Below are 19797 nucleotides of genomic sequence, written 5' to 3' on the forward strand. Positions count from 1 at the left end.
CGTTGGAACTTTTTTATGTATCAAATTAATGCCTTAAACCCAAAAGATGAAGGGCATCATACGCGTAAGCGTTTTGGTCAAAACTTTTTACATGACCAACGTGTAATTGCCAAAATTGTACGTTCTGTTGCGCCACGTTCAGGCGATAATATTGTTGAAATTGGCCCGGGTTTGGCAGCATTAACATCACCTTTGATTGGTGAATGTGATGCTTTAACCGTGGTTGAGTTGGATCGTGACTTAGCGGCAGGCTTACCAGGTCGTGTACCACATCCTGAGCGTTTAACCATTATTGAAACAGATGCTTTGAAATATGATTTTACTGAACTATTTCAAGAAGGCCGTCCTTTACGTGTTGTAGGTAACTTACCTTATAATATTTCTACACCATTGTTATTCCATCTATTGGAATTTGGCGGAAAAGTAAAAGACATGCACTTCATGTTGCAAAAAGAAGTTGTAGATCGAATTACGGCGTCTCCAAATAGCAAAGAATATGGTCGTTTATCGGTCATGATTCAATATTTCTGTAAACCTACTTTCTTATTTGAAGTACCACCGGGTTCATTTAACCCACCTCCAAAAGTCACCTCTGCGGTGTTCCGCTTAGAACCGTATGCAGATAAACCGATTGTGGCTAAAAATGAAAAAGCTTTGGCGCGTTTGGTTTCACATGTCTTTACTCAACGTCGTAAAACCTTGCGTAATAGCTTAAAAGGAATGTTGGTAGAAGATGGTTTTGAAAAAGCAGGTGTAGATCCAATGGCACGCCCTGAAACCTTAAGTTTGGCTCAGTTTGTTGCATTGTCTGATCAAATGGTGGCTTAAATGACCCATAAGAATATTCGCTATAATTATGTCATTGGGGATGTGCAAGGTTGTTTTGAAGCCCTTAAAGCCTTACTCAAAAAAATCCAGTTTGATGCAGATCAAGATTTTATTTGGTTTGCAGGGGATTTAGTGGCACGTGGTGAAAATTCTGTAGGGGCATTACGCTTTATCAAAAAGTTAGTAGATCATGGTGTGGCAGCAACGGTTTTGGGCAATCATGATCTGAATCTATTGGCTGTGGCACGTGGTATCAAAAAAGCCAAAGATAAAGACAAAATTGATGATGTCATTCATGCACTTGAAAGTGATGATTTGATTGATTGGTTACGCAAGCAACCTTTATGTTTATTTCCAAATGATCAAACTATTTTGACTCATGCTGGTGTTCCATGTATTTGGAATGCAAAGCAAACTGCTGAACTGGCTCAAGAAGTTGAAGCTGTTTTGAGAAGTGATGATTTTGATATTTTAGATGAATTCTTAAAAGCGATGTATGGCACTGAGCCTGCGTTATGGGCAGAAGATTTAACTGGGAATGATCGATTGCGTTGTATTACCAATTATCTGACGCGGATGCGTTTAAGTGATGCGTATGGTCGTTTGGAGTTTAGTTTTAAAGATGCTTTGGATGAGCCGATGTCTGAAGGTTTTAAACCTTGGTTTGAATTTGAATCTGAAACAGCTAAAACGCATCAAATTATTTTTGGACATTGGGCTGCCTTAGAAGGTAAAACGATTAATGCTCAAATCCAAAATGTAGATGGTGGCTGTGTTTGGGGGCATCAATTGATTGCTTACAGACTTGAAAATAAAGAAATTTTCAGTGTCGATAATCCAATGTTTAGCTCGTTTTAAAATTATTCGATATCTCGTGCAAATTAATACCCAATGAATTCATTGGGTATTTTGCATTTTGATGATCGAAATGCGATTGATCACCCTCGGAATAGTGCTCTTATTTTAAGCCATTTGTATTGTTTTTTATGACACTTTTTAAGTGTGAGTTGAACTAATGTTTAAAGCCGTAACATCCGTATTTACCTATTTTTAATGCCCATTTAGCGTTTTTTGGTTACTTTTCTCTAACCCATGTTTGTGTTCTACCGATTGCTTGAATTCCAATATACCCGTGCACTCGAATATTATTGCCATTTGAACTCAATTTGATATTCACTTTATAAAATTTACCCGAAAGTGGATCTAAAATTTGCCCATTCCCAAATTGATTTGGTTTGACTTCTTTTACTTTAGAAAAAATGGTCATGCCTAAAATAGGTTTGTTTTTCAGTGTACCTGAGCATTTAGTACAAAACTCTTGTGGCTTGTAACCCGCACTTGGTGTGACTTTGATAATGGTGCCAAAGTATTCACCCAATGAATCCTTTTTTATTTCAATTAAAGCTTTAGGTGCGTTGGTTTTATCATCGATACTTTGCCAAATGCCGACAATATCTTGGGCAAAACTATTTTGTATAGATAAGCCAAATATCGTATTAATAAAAATAACTTTTGCATAATTATTCATTTAAGTATCTCTTATGATTTTTGTATAAAAATTAGCACATTTTATTAAAAATGCAAAATAAATCACGATAAAATGCATGTTTTATTAAATTTGATTTACAAATGGTTGTTTTGAGGAAAATTGCAAACTCTTATTGAAAGACTAGTTTGAGATGATATTGAATCGTTGAATGATTTAGATTAAATTCAGTGGGATATAAAATCATGGAAAATGAGAAAAGATGTTATCTACCGAACAATTAAAAATGATTTATCCACTGATTGTAACGCCCAGCCATGATGGTAAATTTTTTCATAATTATGTCATTTCATTATTAAATTTTTTACATGAAGCGAATCGAATCGGAATGTCGACACAATACTTATTGATGCAAGGTGAAAGTTTAATTACCCGTGCAAGAAATAATTGTGTAGCCACTTTTCTAGAAAACCCTGAATGGACGCATTTATTTTGGATTGATTCGGATATTGGCTTTACACCAGATGCGGCTTTCCGTCTATTACAATCCGATTACGATATTGCTGCGGGTGTATATCCACTCAAAAGAGAAGAGTGGCCAGTGGAAGGTTTACCACAAGGGATGACTTTTAGTGAGTTTCTAGCGAATTATCAAAGATATACTGTTAATGCGCGAGTGCAAGGTGATGCAGATCATTTAAATCTCACTGTTTTGGAAAATGGCTTTATTGAGATGAGTGAAGCGCCGACAGGTTTTATGGTGATCAAAAGAGCTGTCTTTGAAAAAATGATGCAGGCTTATCCTGAATTAAAATATACCCCTGACTCGGTTGGCGTTGAAAATAAAGGTTTGCATTATCGTTTATTTGATGTGATGGTTGACCCTGAAACAGGACGTTATTTATCTGAGGATTATGGTTTCTGCCGCTTGTGGGAAAAACTTGGGGGTAAGATTTTTATCGACGCAACTTCAAACCTAACTCATCAAGGCATGAAAATATATCAGGGAAATTTTGCTGAAAGTTTGCAAACCAATTTAAGTCGAGCCATTCCTGCAAAAGAAGGTCTAGCGATGACACTGAATGGTTTAAATCACCTAGTTCAAGACAGCTAGAATAAAACTTTCATTGATTCAAAGAATAAAAAAGCTGTACCTTCTAGGGAACAGCTTTTTTATGAATATTACCGAAACTTACTGTGAATTAAGATGTTCTAATCCACGTTTGGCTGCGGCCTAATACAGTAATGCCAATATAACCTCGGAGTACCAACTTTTTGCCATTTGAAGAGAGTTTGGCTTTTAAACTATAAATTTTTCCTGAGTTGGGATCTAGAATTTTACCACCTTCATAATTGTCCCCATTTTTATGTTTCAGTCCATTAATAACGTTTAAGCCAATAATGGGTTTATTGGTGTATGGTGCAGGACAATTCACACAAAATTCTTTTGGTTTATAGCCAATACGTGGTGTCACTTTTGTAATGGTGCCGACATAGGTGCCATTTGGATCTTTGCTAATTTTTACAATACCTTTAGGCGCGCCAGTTTTGTCATCGATACTTTGCCATAAGCCAGATATATCTTCTGCAAAGGACAATTGACACAAACACAGCATTGCTATTGATGTTAAGAATTTAAATTTAGATCGCATTTTTTCCCCTAATTTTTTTAAGTGATCACATATAACTTATTATTTCTATTGTTATTTCAGCACTTATATATGAGTAAGCTGAAATATTAAACATAAGCAAGTTTCTTCTTATGCATGCCTAATATATTTACAGGATTTTGGTTTGAAAGGAAAGGTTAAAAATTGTCTAGTCTTTATAAAATATCAATTTAAAAATGTGTAAGTTCTAATCAGATTATCTGCAATTATTCAAATAATAAAAGGAAGTTTTTTCTACTCCATTAAAATGATAACTGGCTAATGATAAAGCCCATAAATAAATTATGGGCTTTCAGGGGGAAACTAAATAATTTCTATTTAGTCAAAATCTTTAATTCAATCAGTTTTCTCGAATCCAGATTTGGCTACGTCCAAGTGCTGAAACACCGATATATCCACGTAAAGATAAGCGGTTTCCATTGGCACTTAATTTTGCTTTCATCGAGTAAATTTTACCTGACAGCGGATCAATAATTTTGCCACCAGAATAATTTTCTTCACCCGTTTGTTTTAGATTTTTTAGGACATCCATGCCTAAAATCGGTTTATTTGTATAAGGTGCTGGGCAATTTACACAGGTTTCTTTTGGTGTATAACCTGGTAAAGGTGTAACTTTGATGATTTTCCCAGTATAAGTTCCATTGGATTCTTTACGAACTTCTAGAACCGCTTTAGATGAACCGGTTTTATCATCGATATTTTTCCAAATGCCTGTAATATCCTTAGCCATGCTGCCACAGCTTAGCACTGAAAAGAAAACACCTAAAATAAATCTATTCGACCACATTTATTCATTCCTTATCAAAATGGGGGAAAGATTTATCTTAATTTGAATAACAATTCAATGCAATCCTTTGAAATGTATAGTAAATCACACTTATTTTATAAAAAGAATAAAGGTTGGCAACCAGATCGCAGTGAATACAGCATTGACTGCCATACCAAAGGCTGCATAACGACCTGCAACGGCTCCACGTTGCCATGCCTGTGCTGTTCCAATTGCGTGAGCAGCGAGTCCCAAAGCTAAGCCTGATGCACGTTCATCATTAATATTCCGTAAAATAAGTGATGAAAATGCAGCGCCGATTACACCAGATAAGATGACAATCAAAATCACCAAAGTGACTGGTGAGTGCAATAAATTTGCAATATTAATCGCAATCGGTGTTGTTACAGCACGTGTTGCAAATGCCATGATTGTGGGTTCAGACATATGCAGTAGGTAGGCTAGGCTCATAGGTAAAGCGACTGCGCTTATGCTGGCAAATACAAGGATTCCCACCATAGCTTTAAGCGGTAAATCATCATAGCGCATCGCAGCTAGAGGGATGGCTAATGCAACTGTAACATAGCCTAAAAGGTGGCTAAATAAACCATTCATCGCAGTATTATATTTTTCATAAGGGATTTTAAAAATCATCAAAAGCCCAATTACGAAGAACATCGCAATCACCAATAATGGCACTTGTGGAAATCTTTTATTGACTGGTTTTGCTGCAAGATAAGCAATTAGGGTAATGATAAAACCGGCAAGAATACTGAACATATCAATCACCTATAACCACTTTTTTGCCATTTTGGCGTAAATCCACAAAGGAATCAGCGTACTGATAAACATCACTGTAAGAAATAAGGGAATTTCTTTTCCCATACTGACAAGCATAATCAGTGAACCCGCACAGATGGGTAAAAAAGCAAATCCGCTTTCTTTCATCAATTTATTATTGGTATCGACCAATCGAGGCGGGATTTTTTTGAATCTACGCCATACGATCAGAAAGAATAGAAGGCTTAATAAACCTGTTAAATTTCCCAATTCTGGATGATTAAATTGTGACATGACCCAAACTGAAGCTTCACGAAAAAAGATAATGATTCCTATGGTGAAGATCCATGCTTGCCAATCTATGCGTTTTAACTGATCCATGCGTATTGATATTTAAAATTTGACCTTTCACGTTTTAACCGATTTAGCGTTTGATTTCAAATTCTTCTAAAGGTCTTTTAAACTGCTGTGATTGAGTTCCAAGGATTTCATCAATAGGTAAATGTGCTTGTTTAATCAGTTGTTCCAGTTTTTGTGGTGCCATTGCAACCTGTAAATGTAAGTTTCCTTCATCATCATAATGTTCAGATTGAATCACATTTAAGGCATAAAGTTGGGTACGCAATTTTCCATAAGCAGGTTTTAAAAGCAGTTCAAAATTTTGAATTCGCCCCATTAAGCATTCATGTACTGCTTTACGAAGTAAGTCTAAGCCTTGTCCTGTATGGGCTGATACATAAACACGTTCAGGTTGATGTGGCTTTGCATAAATAATTTTAGCTTCTTCACCAGACTGATCAATTTTGTTATAAACCCTTAAGGTTGGAATATCTGCACCAATTTCATTTAATACTGTTTCTACGGCTTCAATCTGCTCCATCATCTCAGGACTACTTGAATCAATGATATGTAGGAGTAATGTTGCCTCTAGGGTTTCCTCTAAAGTTGCCTTAAAAGATTCGACTAAAGAATGAGCGAGATTGCGCACAAAACCAACAGTGTCAGCCAGAACCAGTGTTCCAATACCATCCCAATCTAAACGTCTAAGTGTGGGATCAAGTGTGGCAAAAAGCTGATCCGCAGCATAAACATCACTATTTGCTAAAATATTAAATAGAGTTGATTTCCCAGCATTGGTATAGCCAACTAAGGATACGGTCGGAATATTGGCTTTTTGACGAGCAGCACGTCCTTGGGTACGTGTTTTACGGACTTTTTCAAGACGGTCTTTAAGTTGTTCCATACGGATACGTAATAAACGTCGATCCGTTTCTAGCAGTGTCTCACCTGGACCACGTAATCCAATACCACCTTTTTGACTATCTAAATTGCTACGGCTACGAACTAGGCGTGAAGACAGATGATCTAATTGGGCAAGTTCAACTTGAAGTTTGCCCTCGTGGGTGCGCGCGCGTTGCGCAAAGATATCGAGAATTAAGCCTGTACGGTCAATTACACGACATTTTAAAATCCGTTCTAAATTACGCTCTTGTGCAGGGGAGAGTGCTTGGTCAAAAATGACCAGTTCAATTTCTTCGTTTTCTACACGCTCTGCGATTTCTTCTGCTTTACCTGTGCCAATAAAAAACTTAGCATCGGGTTTGACACGTTGAACTGTTAAATGTTCAAAAATTTCTGCGCCAGCAGATTTGGCCAACAGTCGAAACTCTTCAGCGTCCAAATCGTCTAACATTTGTACATTTACACTGATTAAAATGGTTTTTTCACCACCTTGACGCTGATCAAAAGATTCCACAGATATTAAAACTCAGAAGCGTAAGCGAAGTGTCATTCTAAGGTATATTCGTCTTTAAATCCTCATTCACTGTTAAAGAATTGCAATAAACAATTTGGAGACTAAAACCAAAAAGCCACAATATAAAATCACATAACCAAGAAGTGTGCTGACTTGGAAACGAGGCGGTTGAAAATTTAATCGATTCCAAGTTCTTAATACTTTTTTAAATACATGATGATATTTCTCCTATTGTTGAGCAAAGATAAATAACAGTTGATCTACAGAGAAGATTACTTTTGATAGAATATGAATAAATGCATAAAATTGCATTGATCATTGAGACCATTAGGTTGCTCTATATTCAATTTTATCGGTTGCGTCAAACGTATAAAATAGGTGTTGAGTAAGTTATTGCTTATGTTTTTATGATCAATGCAACTTTATGTATATGCGTATACAATAGTGTCGGTTTAATATGAAATATAGTCAGTTTAGTGAGCGTCTATGACTCAACAACAAACAAGCAAAAAGTCAAATTCATCGAACTTAAGTGTGTTATCTAAACTTTTTTTATACAGTAAGAAAATTATCACAGGTACAACGGCTATCTCTGAAGGTTTTTATTTGGTTTATCGCCATCAACTTTATAAAGACCCCAATAATCCGAATAATACGCGTTATGTTCAATATTTTTGCCGACGTTTATGTGATGTTTTCAATGTCGAAATACGTCTACATGGTGACATTCCTCGTGAACCAGCATTGTGGGTGAGTAATCATATTTCTTGGTTAGATATTGCAGTTCTAGGTTCTGGTGCACGTGTATTCTTTTTGGCGAAAGCTGAAATTGAAAAATGGCCAATATTTGGAAAACTTGCAAAAGGTGGGGGGACTTTATTCATTAAACGTGGTTCAGGCGATTCTGTTCGTATTCGTGAGCAAATTACTGAATTTTTGAGTAAAGATATTCCTGTTTTATTCTTTCCCGAAGCGACAACAACGGATGGTACAAAGATTAAAAAAGTACATGGTCGGATTTTAGGTGCTGCAATTGAAGCAAATCGACCAGTGCAGGTCTGTGTGATTTGTTATGTCAATAAAAATGGCCAATTAGACACTGTTGTACCTTTTATTGGAGATACAACTTTCGTTGGACATATCCAAGCAGTTTTGGAAATGCCAAAAGTAACAGCACATTTAAAAGCCTTTCCTGAGATTTCTACTGAGGGACATAGTGTAGAAAGCTTAACTAAACTGGTACAAGAAACCATGCAAACAGGTTTGGAAGATTTACAAAAAGAAGTTTTAGTGGACTAATGCTCCAATTCCCATCAAGAAGGCTTACATAAAGCCTTCTATCGGTAGCCATGAAATAACTTTGATCCCTGCTTTTTGCCACCATTTCATTTTTGGTTCTTTTTTTAATGTAATGATGCCTTGCGGCGTTGTTCGAAGCCAATTGATATTATCTTGTGAGTCTAAAACGAGCTTATAAGCATACTTTTTCAGATTCTCATCCATCGTCTTATGGACAGCATTGGCTAAAGGCGGACTGTTAATAATGACGCCGATCTCGGTATTCAAATTGGCAGAGCGAGGGTCAAAATTAAAAGAACCAATAAAGACTTGTTTATTATCAATCGCCATGAGTTTGGCATGCAAACTTGAACGACTCAACCCTTTTAAACTGACTTTGGTTTTTTTAGAAATTTCTTTAGAATTGGCATATAAATTTTCCTCTGAAACGGCAGGTAAAAACTCATAAAGTTCGACGCCATTTTTAAGTAAATTATCTCGGTATTTCGCATAAAAAGCATGAACTAAAGCGACGTCATTGGCTTTAAAAGAATTGGTTAATACACGAACTTTTACCTTTTCTTTTGCCAGTTCAATCAGTTTATTTTCACCTTCTTTTTGTGGCACAAAATAAGCGGAAATAAGGTCAACATTTTCAGTTGGATTTTCCAACCGTTTCACCATTTGAAAGTTAAGGTGCTGTTCCTTTTTTGCCTTTGCTTGAATTTTATCTGGAGAGTCTTTAACGACTTCGGCTTTAACCCAATCTAATTGAATATTATGATTCAACCATTGGTCAAAATCGTGGGTGCGATTGCTTAAATTTAAATAATTCTGTGTCGTAATTTCTTGATAATGATTGGCTAATTGCTCTTTTAAATTGTCATAACGCAGTGTGTAGGCATTATGATTGACGATATTTCGAACAGGATATGCGTAGCTATGATTCCAATACTCGTCAAATGAATGCGTAATGTCATCTACGGCTTGTCCCACTAACATTACGTCTACATCAGAAAACTGGTAACTGTCACTTACATTGTAATATTGATTACTCATATTACGCCCACCAATCAAGGAAATTTGATTGTCGGCAGTAAATGTTTTGTTATGCATACGTCGGTTGATGCGTTTTAAATCAAGTACCATGTCTATGGGACGCATACTTCTAAAACGATACGGGTTGAAGAGTTTAACTTCGATATTCGGATGCTGATCCAGTGCTAAATAAACACCTTCCATTTTTCCTGCATTATTATCATCAATCAGCAATCGAATTTTTACGCCTCGATCAGCCGCTTCAATCATTTTATAAAGCGCTAATGAACCAATTTTGTCATTGTCCCAAATATAATATTGTAAATCTAAAGTTTTCTGGGCTTTTTCAATTAAGTGAATTCGAGCTGCAATTGCTTCAAGTGGATCATAAAGTACATGATAGCCTGTCAAATCAGGGTTCTGTTCTTTTAATGGCGCAATGATTTGAGCAAGAGAGGTATCGTGTGTGTCGATATCATAGGCATATTCAGGCTGTACATTTTGTTGTTTGGGTAGTGTTGTACATGCAGATAAACTTAAGATGAAACAAGTACTCAGCGTAAATAAAACTTTGGAATGAAACTTTCCTATGTAATACTTTTGCTGTATTTGCGTATTGTGATTGAGCATTTGTTCCATAATGTTTTCTGCGATTCTCTGACTAAGAGTATAATTGGCAAGACCGAAAAGATAAATAAGAGATGACAGGTGTTAAATACCTGAGAGATTGAATATGTTCATGACTTTTAATGCTACCTCAATGTTTTATTTGAGCTTTATCTTGCTTGCAATTTGGGGAATTTCTCAAGCATGGTTAAGCCAGTCAAGAACCGAAACCATTCATCCTTTCAAGTCTTTTGTCCATTTATTAGCATTTTACCTATCTTATTTATTAATTCCGTTGTTCTTTTTTAGCATTTATGCAGGATGGATTGAAATCTTTTCTCTGCACGAAAGTATATTTACTTTTTTACTCAGTGGTTTACTCATCTATGCTCGATTTATTGAGCCACATACAGTACATGTAAAACGCCTAGAATATCAATTTGATCGAAGCAAACCCTTTCAGAAACCAATCAAAGTTGTATTACTTGCCGACTTACATATTGGGCTTTTTTCTGGACATGAACGCCAACTGAAAACAATTGTCAAAAAAGTAAATTTGGAACAACCAGATTTTGTCGTGGTTGCAGGGGATTGGACCTATGAACCTGAAAATAAATTAGCAGAAGAATTAGCTGTACTAAAAGAAATCCAAGCACCAGTCTATTCAGTGAATGGTAATCATGACGAACAGTATCCAGGACCTCCTATTCAGACATTATTAGCGCATGCATTAGAAATCAATGATGTCATGGATATTGAAGGCAAAATTGTAGAGTTTGATGAATTTCGTTTGATTGGTATTGGCGATTTATGGGCAGGTAAAGCTGATATGCGCTATATGCCTGAACTTCCTCAAGATAAACCATGGTTAATTTTGTCACATAATCCCGATACAGTAGATATGGTGCCACAATTGTCTACCCGTCCATTGATGCTGTCAGGGCATACTCATGGTGGGCAAGTTGAACTGCCTTGGCTTACCAATTATGTGATGAAGAAAGTGTCTATTTTGGGACATAAACGAGGACTGTATCAGCATGAAAATGCAGATGTATTTGTTAGCGTCGGTACAGGTATGGTAGGCGTACCTTTTCGTTTTAGAGTGCCACCAACCATTGATATTATTGAATTAAGTTAATTTTACTATTTTAACGACCAATCATTTGATAAATAATGACTGCAACAGCAGCGATGATGAGCAATATAATTAAAGGTGATCTTTTTTTCCGACTTTGATCTTCAATACCCATGGGTTGAGTCGTTGCTGTATGCCGTATAGTTGTAGATTCAGTGGCACGCGGATGAAGTGTATTGATATTCTCTAAGCTGTTTAAATTTGCTAAATTTGGCTGTGTCATTAAATTTTCTACAAATTCTTTAGCATCCTTTAAGTCTAGAGTTGAGTATTTTTTTACCAACTTAATCGCTTCAATTTTTTGATTTTGTTGAATGAGTGTATGAATCTCTTGAGCATGAATGGGTGATATTGATGAGTTTGTTAAACTTTGAGTCGTTGTATGATTTGGATTCTCTGCTAAATTCTCTACATAATCTTTTGCTTCTTTCAATCCAAGATCTGAATGATCTACAACCCATTTAATCGCTTCAATTTTACGATTTTGCTGAATAAGTAAAAGAATGTCCTGTTTTTGCCTTTCAGAAAATAATGTCATCACAAATACTCTTAATTGGGTTAGTCTTGGCTGATTCACAACAAATTTGTTATATATCAGAGGTAGAGTAGAGTTTCAATCAATAATAATTACAAAATTAGGCTAAATAAAAGTAGTAATTTGTCTATGAATAATGAATATTCATAAACTGTCATGAAACATTGTTAGTCTAAATTCAGTACACCTAAAACAAACGACCAAAACCTAGAGAGGGCGAGGCTATGACCCGTGATTATGAAAAATTTCCTGAAGACGATAACGGTAATTTACTTTGGCAAATGCAAGAAGATGGTGATGATTTAGAAGAAATTCATGAAATTGAATTTTCTATGTATTTCAAAACACAACAACTTGCGGAAAAGTGTGCCATTCATCTCTTACTCGAAGAGCAAAAAATTTCCTTATATTTAGATGAGGAAATTCAGCCGAATGAATGGGTGATTACAGCATATGTCAATTTAATGCCAGAACATGAAGATATTACCGATTTAGAACAATGGTTTACTAAAATCGCTGAACAATTTGAAGGTGAATACGATGGTTGGGGTTGTACCGCTTATGTATTTGATATTGACGACGAAGATGAATAGGTCATTTGTATATTTGCCTTAAAATTTTAAATCGGATTTTGGATGGTATAACAGGGATGGTATTGACTGTAAATTGGTCAATACCATCCTAAAAATAAATGATTTAATCATTATCATCTAAGTTTTAGACCATTGAAAAATTTAAAATTATGGTAAATTTCTTATTACTGATGCTAAAAGAAAATGATAAATAGCAATACTTAAATCATAAAAATATCTAATGGTTTTTATACTCAAATTTAAGAGCTAATAATGCAATATGAAATAAAAAATATACAGATAAAATTTAAGCGAGCAGTACACTGAAACTTCGTTAAAAAAATAAAATTCAAGGATTTGAACATGACGAGTACTGTAAAATTACATCGAGTTTTTAGTGCACCTGCTGAACGTGTTTATCGGGCATTTCTAGATCCTGATGCATTGGTCAAATGGATGCCTCCACATGGGTTTACGGCTAAAGTACATCATAGTGATGTTACGGTGGGCGGTTCTTATAAAATGTCGTTCACCAATTTTTCTACAGGAACAACCCATTCATTTGGGGGGACTTATGAAGAGTTGGTTCCTAACCAGCGCATTCGTTATTTTGATGAATTTGATAACCCTGAATTAGCTGGGAAAATTGAAGTTATTATTGAATTAAAAGCAGTATTAGTCGGAACAGAAGTGAATATTACCCAGTCTGGTATTCCCGATGTCATTCCTGTCGAAGCTTGCTATTTAGGTTGGCAAGAGTCATTACAGTTATTGGGCTTATTGGTCAATCCAACGATTCCTGATCAGTAAGCAGAATAAAAGTGGATAGATATAGAGATCTATTTAATTAAAGTTAAAACAGAGTGATATAAGACTTTTCTCAACAAGGGTAAATTGTTTGGGGAAAGTCAGTTTAGATGCTCAATGATAATAAAAGTAATTGTGAGGTCAACATGACGATCCAAACCAAGAGAATTTATGAGGCAATATCTGAGTCGGATGGAAAGCGCGTTCTTGTAGATCGCCTTTGGCCAAGAGGAATTAAAAAAGAAACAGCTCAAATTGATTGGTGGGCGAAGGACATTACTCCGTCAAATGAGCTTCGAAAATGGTATCACGAAGACATGGAGGGGCGTTGGGATGAATTCCAGCAAAAATACCAAGCAGAACTTTCCAATGATTCCACTGCATTAGGAGAATTAAAAGCAATCTCAGAAAAAGAAACGGTGACCTTAATTTCGGCAGTGAAAAATATAGATCATAGCCATGTAACGGTACTGATCAAAGTCTTACAGCAGCATAAATAGTAAAATCCCTTAACAAAAATATGTGATTTAACTTTATGAAAAATATAAAAATGCTATGATGGTGTTTTGATTATTTTTGAGGTTTTTATGTCTTTCCCAAATTGCCCTAAATGTAGTTCTGAATATACTTATGAAGACCATGGTGTTTTGATTTGTCCTGAATGTGCACATGAATGGAAAGTGGGGGAGCCTGCACTAGCTGAGGAAACCAGTATCATTAAAGATGCAGTTGGTAATATTTTACTGGATGGCGACACTGTTACGGTCATTAAAGATTTAAGAATAAAAGGCTCATCATCCGTTGTGAAAGTGGGTACTAAAGTAAAAAATATTCGATTACTTGTAGATTCAAGCGATGGACATGATATCGATTGTAAAATTGAAGGCATTGGCCCAATGAAATTGAAATCTGAGTTTGTTAAAAAAGCGTAATTTTTGTAGCTGATCATCTCTAGCTCAATGATTCATCATGTTGAGCTTTGATTTACAATCAAATTATTGAGCTCTATATTTAAAGATTTGTTTTTTCTTCGCTGTAAATCTAAAATCCATTGAAGTAATGACCAAAATATCCACATTATTAAAATTACATTTATAAACAATAAAATATGCTTTAGAAGCTGAGCAAATCATTTATATTTTAACCAAGTGGCGTAATTTATATCCAATACAACGCTGTGAAATACAAAAACTGAAAATAATGAAGAGGTAATGAACATGTCGGGATGGTATGAAATTAGTCAGGCAAAAGACGAACAATATCGTTTTGTGTTAAAAGCTGGAAATGGAGAGGTGATTCTGACCAGCGAGCTATATAAAGCAAAAGCTTCAGCGACGAATGGGATTGCTTCAGTACAAAAAAATAGCGTAGATGATGCAAGATATGATCGTCTAGAAGCGAAGAATGGAAAGCCTTATTTCAATTTAAAAGCTGCAAACCATCAAATTATTGGGACAAGCCAATTCTATTCAGGGGATGCTGCACGAGATAACGGCATTGAATCTGTAAAGAAGAATGGTCCATCAGAGAAAATTAAAGATCTAACATTAGATGTATAATTAAGATCTATAGAACGAAAGCATGTCATTTGACATGCTTTTTTAGTTTTGAAGCACAAAGGTTTTGAAGCAAAGGTTTTGAAAAGGTTCATTTTACTTTCATCTTATAAAATGATTTAGGCTTCTAAGCCTAATATTTCTGTCCATTTTTTGACAACAATCTTTGATAATAATTATAAAGAATTGAATCAATCATAAAATTATTGTGGTTGTTTTTTCATCTTTAAATGAAGCCACGACTTAAAAGTTTTGAGAAGATGTATCGGTTAAACAAATAAAACATTTGTTGGATATCGTTAAAAAAATGCACAAATTAATTATCATAATGATAATATAATGTTAATTGCATCACAAATAAAAAGAATGGGCTTTTGAATGGAAATTAAAATTGACGGTAATCGAAAGATTGTTGACGAAGTATTATCACAAATTAAGCAATGGGATGATGCTATCATTGGTCAGCAGGTTGATCATTTGCTTGATCATTGTGCTGCTGATATCAGCATGTTTGATGTGAGTACTCAATTAGATGGTATAAGTGCATATAAACAAGAATGGGAAAAATTCAGCCCATATTTTAATGCAAATGTGCAGATTGTTCGTCGTGATATTAAAATTTATGCATCAGATGAATTAGCAGTTCTACACTGTCACTCTAAAATTGAAAATAATCTATTGAAAGATAAAGTAAAAATGCCTTGGTGTCGCACGACACTATGTTTGAAAAAGCAACAAGGTCAATGGTTGGTCGTGCATCAACATATTTCAATGCCCGTTGATATGATGACGGGAAAAGCCATTATTTTAAAAGATAGTCCAAAATTGAGACTGGTGATTTAAATTTTATTCAAATACTAACTCTCCTCTCAAGGATAAAATCTAAACGTCTTTGAGGTGGAGGATTGGGTATAAATCACGGGAATTTGAAATAAATACAATAAAATTTAGAGATGAGGTCATTTAAACACTGTTAGGGGCTTGTATGAAGCGCCAAGATTTGAAAAAATCATGAAAATAATCTCATAAAGAAAACAAAATGCCAAACTCACAGTTCTCAAAGCTCGGATGGCTTAGACCATTAAATGCGAGAAATCCGCAAGAGTCTCATCGTGCTGCAACACCGCTAGAATTATTATTCGATTTAATTTTTGTCGTTGCGATTGCTACAGCAGGACAACAATTACATCACAGCATTATTGAAAATCATCTATCACAAGGTTTAACACTGTATTTTGCTGTGTTTTTTGCACTGTGGTGGGCTTGGATGAATTTTACTTGGTTTGCCTCAGCTTATGATAATGATGATGCGCTTTATCGTGTCATGACCTTTGTCCAAATTTCGGGTTCATTGGTGGTCGCTGCTGGTATTCCACGAGTTTTCGAACAACAAAATTTTGACATGATTTTCATTGGTTATGTGATTATGCGATTGGCTTTGGTCACACAATGGTTTCGTGCCGCTAAGCATGACCCTGAGCGCAAGCAGATCGCATTAAAATATGCCTTTGGTATTATCGCTGTTCAAATTTTGTGGTTATTTTTCCAATTTAGTCCAATTAATTTCACAATCTATTTATTTGCATTACTAGCATTGCTAGAGCTAAGTATTCCCGTTTTTGCTGAAACGAATGATATGACGCCGTGGCATCGTCATCATATTGCAGAACGTTATGGTTTATTAACCATTATTGTATTAGGTGAATCCATCATTGGTTGCTTTGCTGCAATTTCAGATGCCATGAATAATGCACTCTTTGGTAAAGAGCTCTGGTTTCTGACAGCAGGAGGCTTGCTAATAATGTTTACGATGTGGTGGGCTTATTTTGACCATAGTGTTGTCGAACATTTAAATAGTAAAAAACGTACATTTATTTGGGGCTACGGTCACTTTTTTATTTTTGTGAGTATTGCTGCTTTAGGTGCAGGTTTGGCAGCAGCAGTCGATGTTGTTTCACATAAAGCGGAAGTTTCATCAGAACTGGTTGCTTATTTCATTGCGATTTCTCTCGTTGTTTATAGCGGATGTTTGTGGTTATTGCAGGATATTTATCATCTTTCAGGATTTAGGAAATGGATTTATCCAGTGTCAGCGGCCATTGTACTCTGTATTCCTCTGTTTATTCATAGCTTAGGTTATAGTGTTTTTGCAATTGCCGTTGTTTATGCACTGCGTCTAATTCTTTCAAAATGTCTTTTAGCGAAGTAAGCTGATGGGGTTCCACGACTTTTATCGTTTAAGTTCGCATGCTGTTATTTTCAATACAAATAACCAGGTTCTACACTTGAAGGCAACCTATGCAGATTGTGCATGGGGCTTGCCCGGTGGTGGTTTGGATCAAGGGGAAACCATTCACCAAGCTTTAGTTCGTGAATGTTTTGAAGAGTTGGGTTGTGATATTTCTATTGAATATTTATCAGGGGTCTATTTTCATTCAACTGTGAACTCACATGCTTTTATTTTCCGCTGTCAGATTACAGAAGGGCAAATCATTCAATTGAGTGATGAGCATTCTGAATACTGTTGGTTTGATTTGGCAGAGTTATCATCTGTACAAAGAATTCGAGTTGAAGATTGTTTGGCTTTTGAGGGACAGGTGCAGAGTAGAGCATTTTAGTTAGAATGCATTGTTGAAATAGAAGCAATAAAAAACAGGTCATAAAGACCTGTTTTTTATTTTGTAATGATCAGTTTGATGATTAATCTGGCAATGCATAAGCAACTAATGAGTCACCCATTTTCGTCCCAAATGAACCATGACCACCCGCCATAATGACAACATATTGTTTGCCATTACTTTCATAAGTCATAGGTGTTGCTTGACCGCCCGCAGGTAATCTGCCTTTCCAAAGTTCATCACCATTGCTGACATTGATAGCACGGATATAATTATCTTGTGTACCACCAACGAACATCACATTCCCTGCAGTTGATATCGAACCACCTAACATTGGAACGCCCATTTTAAATGGAGGTAATGGAATACCCGGTAAGCTGTCACGAATCGTCCCGATACGACGTTTCCAAGCCACATTGTGTGTTTTCAAATCTACACCAGCAACATAACCCCATGCAGGTTGTTTGCATGGCAAGCCAAATGGAGACAAGAAAGCACTGATTTCTACACCATAAGGTACGCCGTACATCGGTTGTACGCCCGCTTCGGTACCTGCGCCTTTCGCTGTTTTTGCACGATTTGGATCGGCAGGAATCAACTTAGATACAAATGGCAAGCCAATTGGATTCATTACGGCAATTTGACGATCAGGATTGACCGACATACCACCCCATTCAAACACACCTAAGTTACCTGGGAAAACCAACGTACCGTTTTCAGAAGGTGGCGTATAAATACCGTCATAATTTAATTTATGGAATGACACACGACAGATCAATTGGTCAAACATGGTTGCACCCCACATTTGTTTATCTGTCAATTTCTCTTTTGGTGCTAAATCAAAATCTGAGAAAGGTTGAGTTGGTGAATAACGTTCACCTTTGGTTTGTGGGCCAAGTTTTACAGTTTGTGGTACTGGTTTTTCATTGATTGGAACAATGGCTTTACCATTACGACGGTCTAAAACAAATGCATTACCCGTTTTAGTTAAGACATAAATTGCGGGAACAGTTTGTCCAGTCTTATCTTGAATATCTGCAAGGGTCGGTTGTGACGGTACATCCATATCCCATAAATCATGATGGGTTGTTTGGAAGTTCCAAATCAATTTACCTGTTGTTGCATTTAGCGCAAGCATAGAGTTGGCATAACGTTCATGCAATTCTGTACGGTTACCACCCCAAATATCGGGTGTACCTACACCTGTAGGAACATAGACGATATCAAGTTTTGCATCATAAGCCAGTGGAGCCCATGCATTGGGTGAGTTTTGTACATAAGTTTGACCCGGAGCAGGAATCTTATTTGGATCTTCCGCACCTGTATCAAATACCCATAATAATGCACCAGTATTCACATCATAACCACGGATAACACCTGAAGGTTCTTCTGTTGAATAGTTGTCAGTGGTTGAACCCGCGATAATAATCGTTGTACCTGTAACCACAGGAGGAGAGGTTGGGATATAACCGCCCGGATAAGGGAAAGGCATATCTTTTTGTAAATCTACTTCCCCATTACGACCAAAGTCACTACATGCTTTACCTGTATCGGCATTGACTGCAACGATACGACCATCATTCACAGGTAAAATAACTTTACGTGGACATTCTGCTGATGCTGATTTTTTAGCTTGTAAGCTTGCTGCAAATCCAACAGTGTTGGCTGCATCATAGTATGAAACACCACGACAAGTTAAATGCTGGAAAGTATGATCTGCTTTTAATTTTGGATCAAAAACCCATTTTTCTTTACCTGTTACTGGATCAAGTGAAACCAGTTTTTGGTGTGTTGTACAAATGTACATATTATTACCGATTTTAATCGGCGTAACCTGATTGGTGGTTTCACCAGAGTCTTTATCTGTTTTAAAATCTTTGGTGTGATATTCCCAAGCCACTTTCAAATCTTTTACGTTCTTTTCATTAATTTGAGTCAATGGAGAATAACGTAAACCTGATTGAGTACGACCATAAGCAGGCCAGTCACCATCTGCGATACCTTCAATTGCGGCAGGTGTAGGTTGGTTACTTGATAATGTCCCACGAATTTCTTGTGGATCATTGAAAATAGAATACACCATCACAGCAATGGTAATTGCCAAAGTACCAGATAACGCAATTTTGGCATTTTTAGCATCGAAGCCACGAGTCACTGCTGGAATGAGTAACCATAAGCCAAACACACCTAAAATATCTAAACGAGGTGCGAGTGCAAAGAAGTCTGAACCAACTTCCCAGAGTCCCCAAACAACTGTTCCGAGTACCAATGCCGCATAGACCAATAACGCTGTGCTGTTTAACTTACGCAATAAAATTGCTGTCGCAATGAAGAATAAACCTGGGTGGTGTATCAAAAAGTATGCT

The 19797-nt window shown here is 36.2% G+C and carries 22 protein-coding genes; 13 read left to right on the forward strand and 9 right to left on the reverse strand.

Translation table 11 applies throughout. The annotated features are described in order from the left end of the window. Nucleotides 1–15 precede the first annotated feature (15 nt). Nucleotides 16–828: a 16S rRNA (adenine(1518)-N(6)/adenine(1519)-N(6))-dimethyltransferase RsmA gene (gene rsmA / locus CDA10_RS11785; protein ID WP_089605790.1), complete on the forward strand. Its 813-nt coding sequence runs from the start codon at nt 16–18 to the stop codon at nt 826–828. After that, nucleotides 829–1686 carry a symmetrical bis(5'-nucleosyl)-tetraphosphatase gene (locus tag CDA10_RS11790; protein WP_089605791.1) on the forward strand — a complete coding sequence of 286 codons (858 nt, stop codon included), beginning with the start codon at nt 829–831 and terminating at the stop codon, nt 1684–1686. 217 nt (nt 1687–1903) lie between these two features. On the opposite strand, the gene CDA10_RS11795 is transcribed toward CDA10_RS11790, so the two are convergent. After that, the gene (locus CDA10_RS11795; protein WP_089605792.1) at nt 1904–2356 is read right to left on the reverse strand and encodes a DUF2147 domain-containing protein; all 453 of its coding nucleotides are present in this window, start codon (nt 2354–2356) and stop codon (nt 1904–1906) included. A 220-nt stretch (nt 2357–2576) separates the two neighbouring features. Here CDA10_RS11795 and CDA10_RS11800 point away from each other — a divergent pair, with 220 nt between their 5' ends. Then, nucleotides 2577–3428 (forward strand): glycosyltransferase family protein, encoded by an 852-nt coding sequence (locus tag CDA10_RS11800; RefSeq protein ID WP_089605793.1) that lies wholly within the window; start codon nt 2577–2579, stop codon nt 3426–3428. A gap of 88 nt (nt 3429–3516) precedes the next feature. On the opposite strand, the gene CDA10_RS11805 is transcribed toward CDA10_RS11800, so the two are convergent. The 5 genes from CDA10_RS11805 to hflX all read right to left on the reverse strand — a co-directional run bounded on the left by CDA10_RS11805 (nt 3517) and on the right by hflX (nt 7286). Then, the gene (locus CDA10_RS11805) at nt 3517–3966 is read right to left on the reverse strand and encodes a DUF2147 domain-containing protein (RefSeq protein ID WP_089605794.1); all 450 of its coding nucleotides are present in this window, start codon (nt 3964–3966) and stop codon (nt 3517–3519) included. A 358-nt stretch (nt 3967–4324) separates the two neighbouring features. Next, complete coding sequence (locus CDA10_RS11810) at nt 4325–4771, reverse strand: DUF2147 domain-containing protein (protein ID WP_089605795.1); 447 nt, start codon at nt 4769–4771, stop codon at nt 4325–4327. A gap of 90 nt (nt 4772–4861) precedes the next feature. After that, entirely contained in the window at nt 4862–5530 is a 669-nt protein-coding gene (locus CDA10_RS11815) for an LrgB family protein (RefSeq protein WP_089605796.1), read from the reverse strand. A gap of 9 nt (nt 5531–5539) precedes the next feature. Next, nucleotides 5540–5911, reverse strand: a complete 372-nt coding sequence (locus CDA10_RS11820) for a hypothetical protein (RefSeq protein ID WP_089605797.1) — start codon at nt 5909–5911, stop codon at nt 5540–5542. A 43-nt stretch (nt 5912–5954) separates the two neighbouring features. Beyond that, on the reverse strand, nt 5955–7286 hold the full coding sequence (gene hflX / locus CDA10_RS11825; protein ID WP_089605798.1) for a ribosome rescue GTPase HflX: 1332 nt from the start codon (nt 7284–7286) through the stop codon (nt 5955–5957). Nucleotides 7287–7772: 486 nt separating this feature from the next. Here hflX and CDA10_RS11830 point away from each other — a divergent pair, with 486 nt between their 5' ends. Continuing rightward, nucleotides 7773–8585 (forward strand): lysophospholipid acyltransferase family protein, encoded by an 813-nt coding sequence (locus CDA10_RS11830; protein WP_089605799.1) that lies wholly within the window; start codon nt 7773–7775, stop codon nt 8583–8585. A gap of 24 nt (nt 8586–8609) precedes the next feature. On the opposite strand, the gene CDA10_RS11835 is transcribed toward CDA10_RS11830, so the two are convergent. Beyond that, nucleotides 8610–10232 (reverse strand): phospholipase D family protein, encoded by a 1623-nt coding sequence (locus CDA10_RS11835; RefSeq protein ID WP_407640376.1) that lies wholly within the window; start codon nt 10230–10232, stop codon nt 8610–8612. 103 nt (nt 10233–10335) lie between these two features. Between CDA10_RS11835 and CDA10_RS11840 the strand changes: the two genes are divergently transcribed. Further along, entirely contained in the window at nt 10336–11346 is a 1011-nt protein-coding gene (locus tag CDA10_RS11840; protein ID WP_089605801.1) for a metallophosphoesterase, read from the forward strand. Nucleotides 11347–11356: 10 nt separating this feature from the next. Here the strand turns inward: CDA10_RS11840 and CDA10_RS11845 are convergent, their stop codons facing one another. Further along, entirely contained in the window at nt 11357–11881 is a 525-nt protein-coding gene (locus CDA10_RS11845; RefSeq protein ID WP_089605802.1) for a ribosomal protein L7/L12, read from the reverse strand. 221 nt (nt 11882–12102) lie between these two features. Between CDA10_RS11845 and CDA10_RS11850 the strand changes: the two genes are divergently transcribed. The 8 genes from CDA10_RS11850 (at nt 12103) to CDA10_RS11885 (ending at nt 17431) form a co-directional block, all read left to right on the forward strand. After that, nucleotides 12103–12471, forward strand: coding sequence for a ribonuclease E inhibitor RraB (locus tag CDA10_RS11850; protein WP_089605803.1), 369 nt, complete (start codon nt 12103–12105; stop codon nt 12469–12471). A gap of 336 nt (nt 12472–12807) precedes the next feature. Continuing rightward, nucleotides 12808–13260, forward strand: a complete 453-nt coding sequence (locus CDA10_RS11855) for an SRPBCC family protein (protein ID WP_171333990.1) — start codon at nt 12808–12810, stop codon at nt 13258–13260. A gap of 143 nt (nt 13261–13403) precedes the next feature. Further along, nucleotides 13404–13757 (forward strand): DUF488 domain-containing protein, encoded by a 354-nt coding sequence (locus CDA10_RS11860; protein ID WP_089605822.1) that lies wholly within the window; start codon nt 13404–13406, stop codon nt 13755–13757. Between the two features lie 87 nt (nt 13758–13844). After that, on the forward strand, nt 13845–14189 hold the full coding sequence (locus tag CDA10_RS11865; RefSeq protein WP_089605805.1) for a zinc ribbon domain-containing protein YjdM: 345 nt from the start codon (nt 13845–13847) through the stop codon (nt 14187–14189). 285 nt (nt 14190–14474) lie between these two features. Beyond that, on the forward strand, nt 14475–14816 hold the full coding sequence (locus CDA10_RS11870) for a YegP family protein (RefSeq protein WP_089605806.1): 342 nt from the start codon (nt 14475–14477) through the stop codon (nt 14814–14816). 375 nt (nt 14817–15191) lie between these two features. Further along, nucleotides 15192–15656, forward strand: a complete 465-nt coding sequence (locus CDA10_RS11875; protein ID WP_089605807.1) for a YybH family protein — start codon at nt 15192–15194, stop codon at nt 15654–15656. A gap of 196 nt (nt 15657–15852) precedes the next feature. Further along, complete coding sequence (locus tag CDA10_RS11880) at nt 15853–17022, forward strand: low temperature requirement protein A (RefSeq protein WP_089605808.1); 1170 nt, start codon at nt 15853–15855, stop codon at nt 17020–17022. A 4-nt stretch (nt 17023–17026) separates the two neighbouring features. Then, complete coding sequence (locus CDA10_RS11885) at nt 17027–17431, forward strand: NUDIX hydrolase (protein ID WP_089605809.1); 405 nt, start codon at nt 17027–17029, stop codon at nt 17429–17431. Between the two features lie 82 nt (nt 17432–17513). Here CDA10_RS11885 and CDA10_RS11890 read toward each other — a convergent pair. Further along, nucleotides 17514–19797, reverse strand: a 2284-nt coding sequence (locus CDA10_RS11890; RefSeq protein ID WP_089605810.1) for a glucose/quinate/shikimate family membrane-bound PQQ-dependent dehydrogenase, incomplete at its 5' end; no start/stop codon positions are given.

The sequence above is a fragment of the Acinetobacter piscicola genome, assembly GCF_002233755.1.
Classification (GTDB): domain Bacteria; phylum Pseudomonadota; class Gammaproteobacteria; order Pseudomonadales; family Moraxellaceae; genus Acinetobacter; species Acinetobacter piscicola.

Bases quoted from the DNA above. Each gene is read 5' to 3' on its own strand.
- CDA10_RS11875 (WP_089605807.1), top strand. From the start codon at position 15,192: ATGGAAATTAAAATTGACGGTAATCGAAAGATTGTTGACGAAGTATTA.
- CDA10_RS11815 (WP_089605796.1), bottom strand. From the start codon at position 5,530: ATGTTCAGTATTCTTGCCGGTTTTATCATTACCCTAATTGCTTATCTT.
- CDA10_RS11850 (WP_089605803.1), top strand. From the start codon at position 12,103: ATGACCCGTGATTATGAAAAATTTCCTGAAGACGATAACGGTAATTTA.
- CDA10_RS11870 (WP_089605806.1), top strand. From the start codon at position 14,475: ATGTCGGGATGGTATGAAATTAGTCAGGCAAAAGACGAACAATATCGT.
- CDA10_RS11830 (WP_089605799.1), top strand. From the start codon at position 7,773: ATGACTCAACAACAAACAAGCAAAAAGTCAAATTCATCGAACTTAAGT.
- CDA10_RS11820 (WP_089605797.1), bottom strand. From the start codon at position 5,911: ATGGATCAGTTAAAACGCATAGATTGGCAAGCATGGATCTTCACCATA.
- CDA10_RS11810 (WP_089605795.1), bottom strand. From the start codon at position 4,771: ATGTGGTCGAATAGATTTATTTTAGGTGTTTTCTTTTCAGTGCTAAGC.
- CDA10_RS11840 (WP_089605801.1), top strand. From the start codon at position 10,336: ATGTTCATGACTTTTAATGCTACCTCAATGTTTTATTTGAGCTTTATC.
- CDA10_RS11805 (WP_089605794.1), bottom strand. From the start codon at position 3,966: ATGCGATCTAAATTTAAATTCTTAACATCAATAGCAATGCTGTGTTTG.
- CDA10_RS11845 (WP_089605802.1), bottom strand. From the start codon at position 11,881: ATGACATTATTTTCTGAAAGGCAAAAACAGGACATTCTTTTACTTATT.
- CDA10_RS11795 (WP_089605792.1), bottom strand. From the start codon at position 2,356: ATGAATAATTATGCAAAAGTTATTTTTATTAATACGATATTTGGCTTA.
- CDA10_RS11800 (WP_089605793.1), top strand. From the start codon at position 2,577: ATGTTATCTACCGAACAATTAAAAATGATTTATCCACTGATTGTAACG.
- CDA10_RS11860 (WP_089605822.1), top strand. From the start codon at position 13,404: ATGACGATCCAAACCAAGAGAATTTATGAGGCAATATCTGAGTCGGAT.
- CDA10_RS11835 (WP_407640376.1), bottom strand. From the start codon at position 10,232: ATGCTCAATCACAATACGCAAATACAGCAAAAGTATTACATAGGAAAG.
- CDA10_RS11865 (WP_089605805.1), top strand. From the start codon at position 13,845: ATGTCTTTCCCAAATTGCCCTAAATGTAGTTCTGAATATACTTATGAA.
- CDA10_RS11880 (WP_089605808.1), top strand. From the start codon at position 15,853: ATGCCAAACTCACAGTTCTCAAAGCTCGGATGGCTTAGACCATTAAAT.
- CDA10_RS11790 (WP_089605791.1), top strand. From the start codon at position 829: ATGACCCATAAGAATATTCGCTATAATTATGTCATTGGGGATGTGCAA.
- rsmA (WP_089605790.1), top strand. From the start codon at position 16: ATGTATCAAATTAATGCCTTAAACCCAAAAGATGAAGGGCATCATACG.
- CDA10_RS11885 (WP_089605809.1), top strand. From the start codon at position 17,027: ATGGGGTTCCACGACTTTTATCGTTTAAGTTCGCATGCTGTTATTTTC.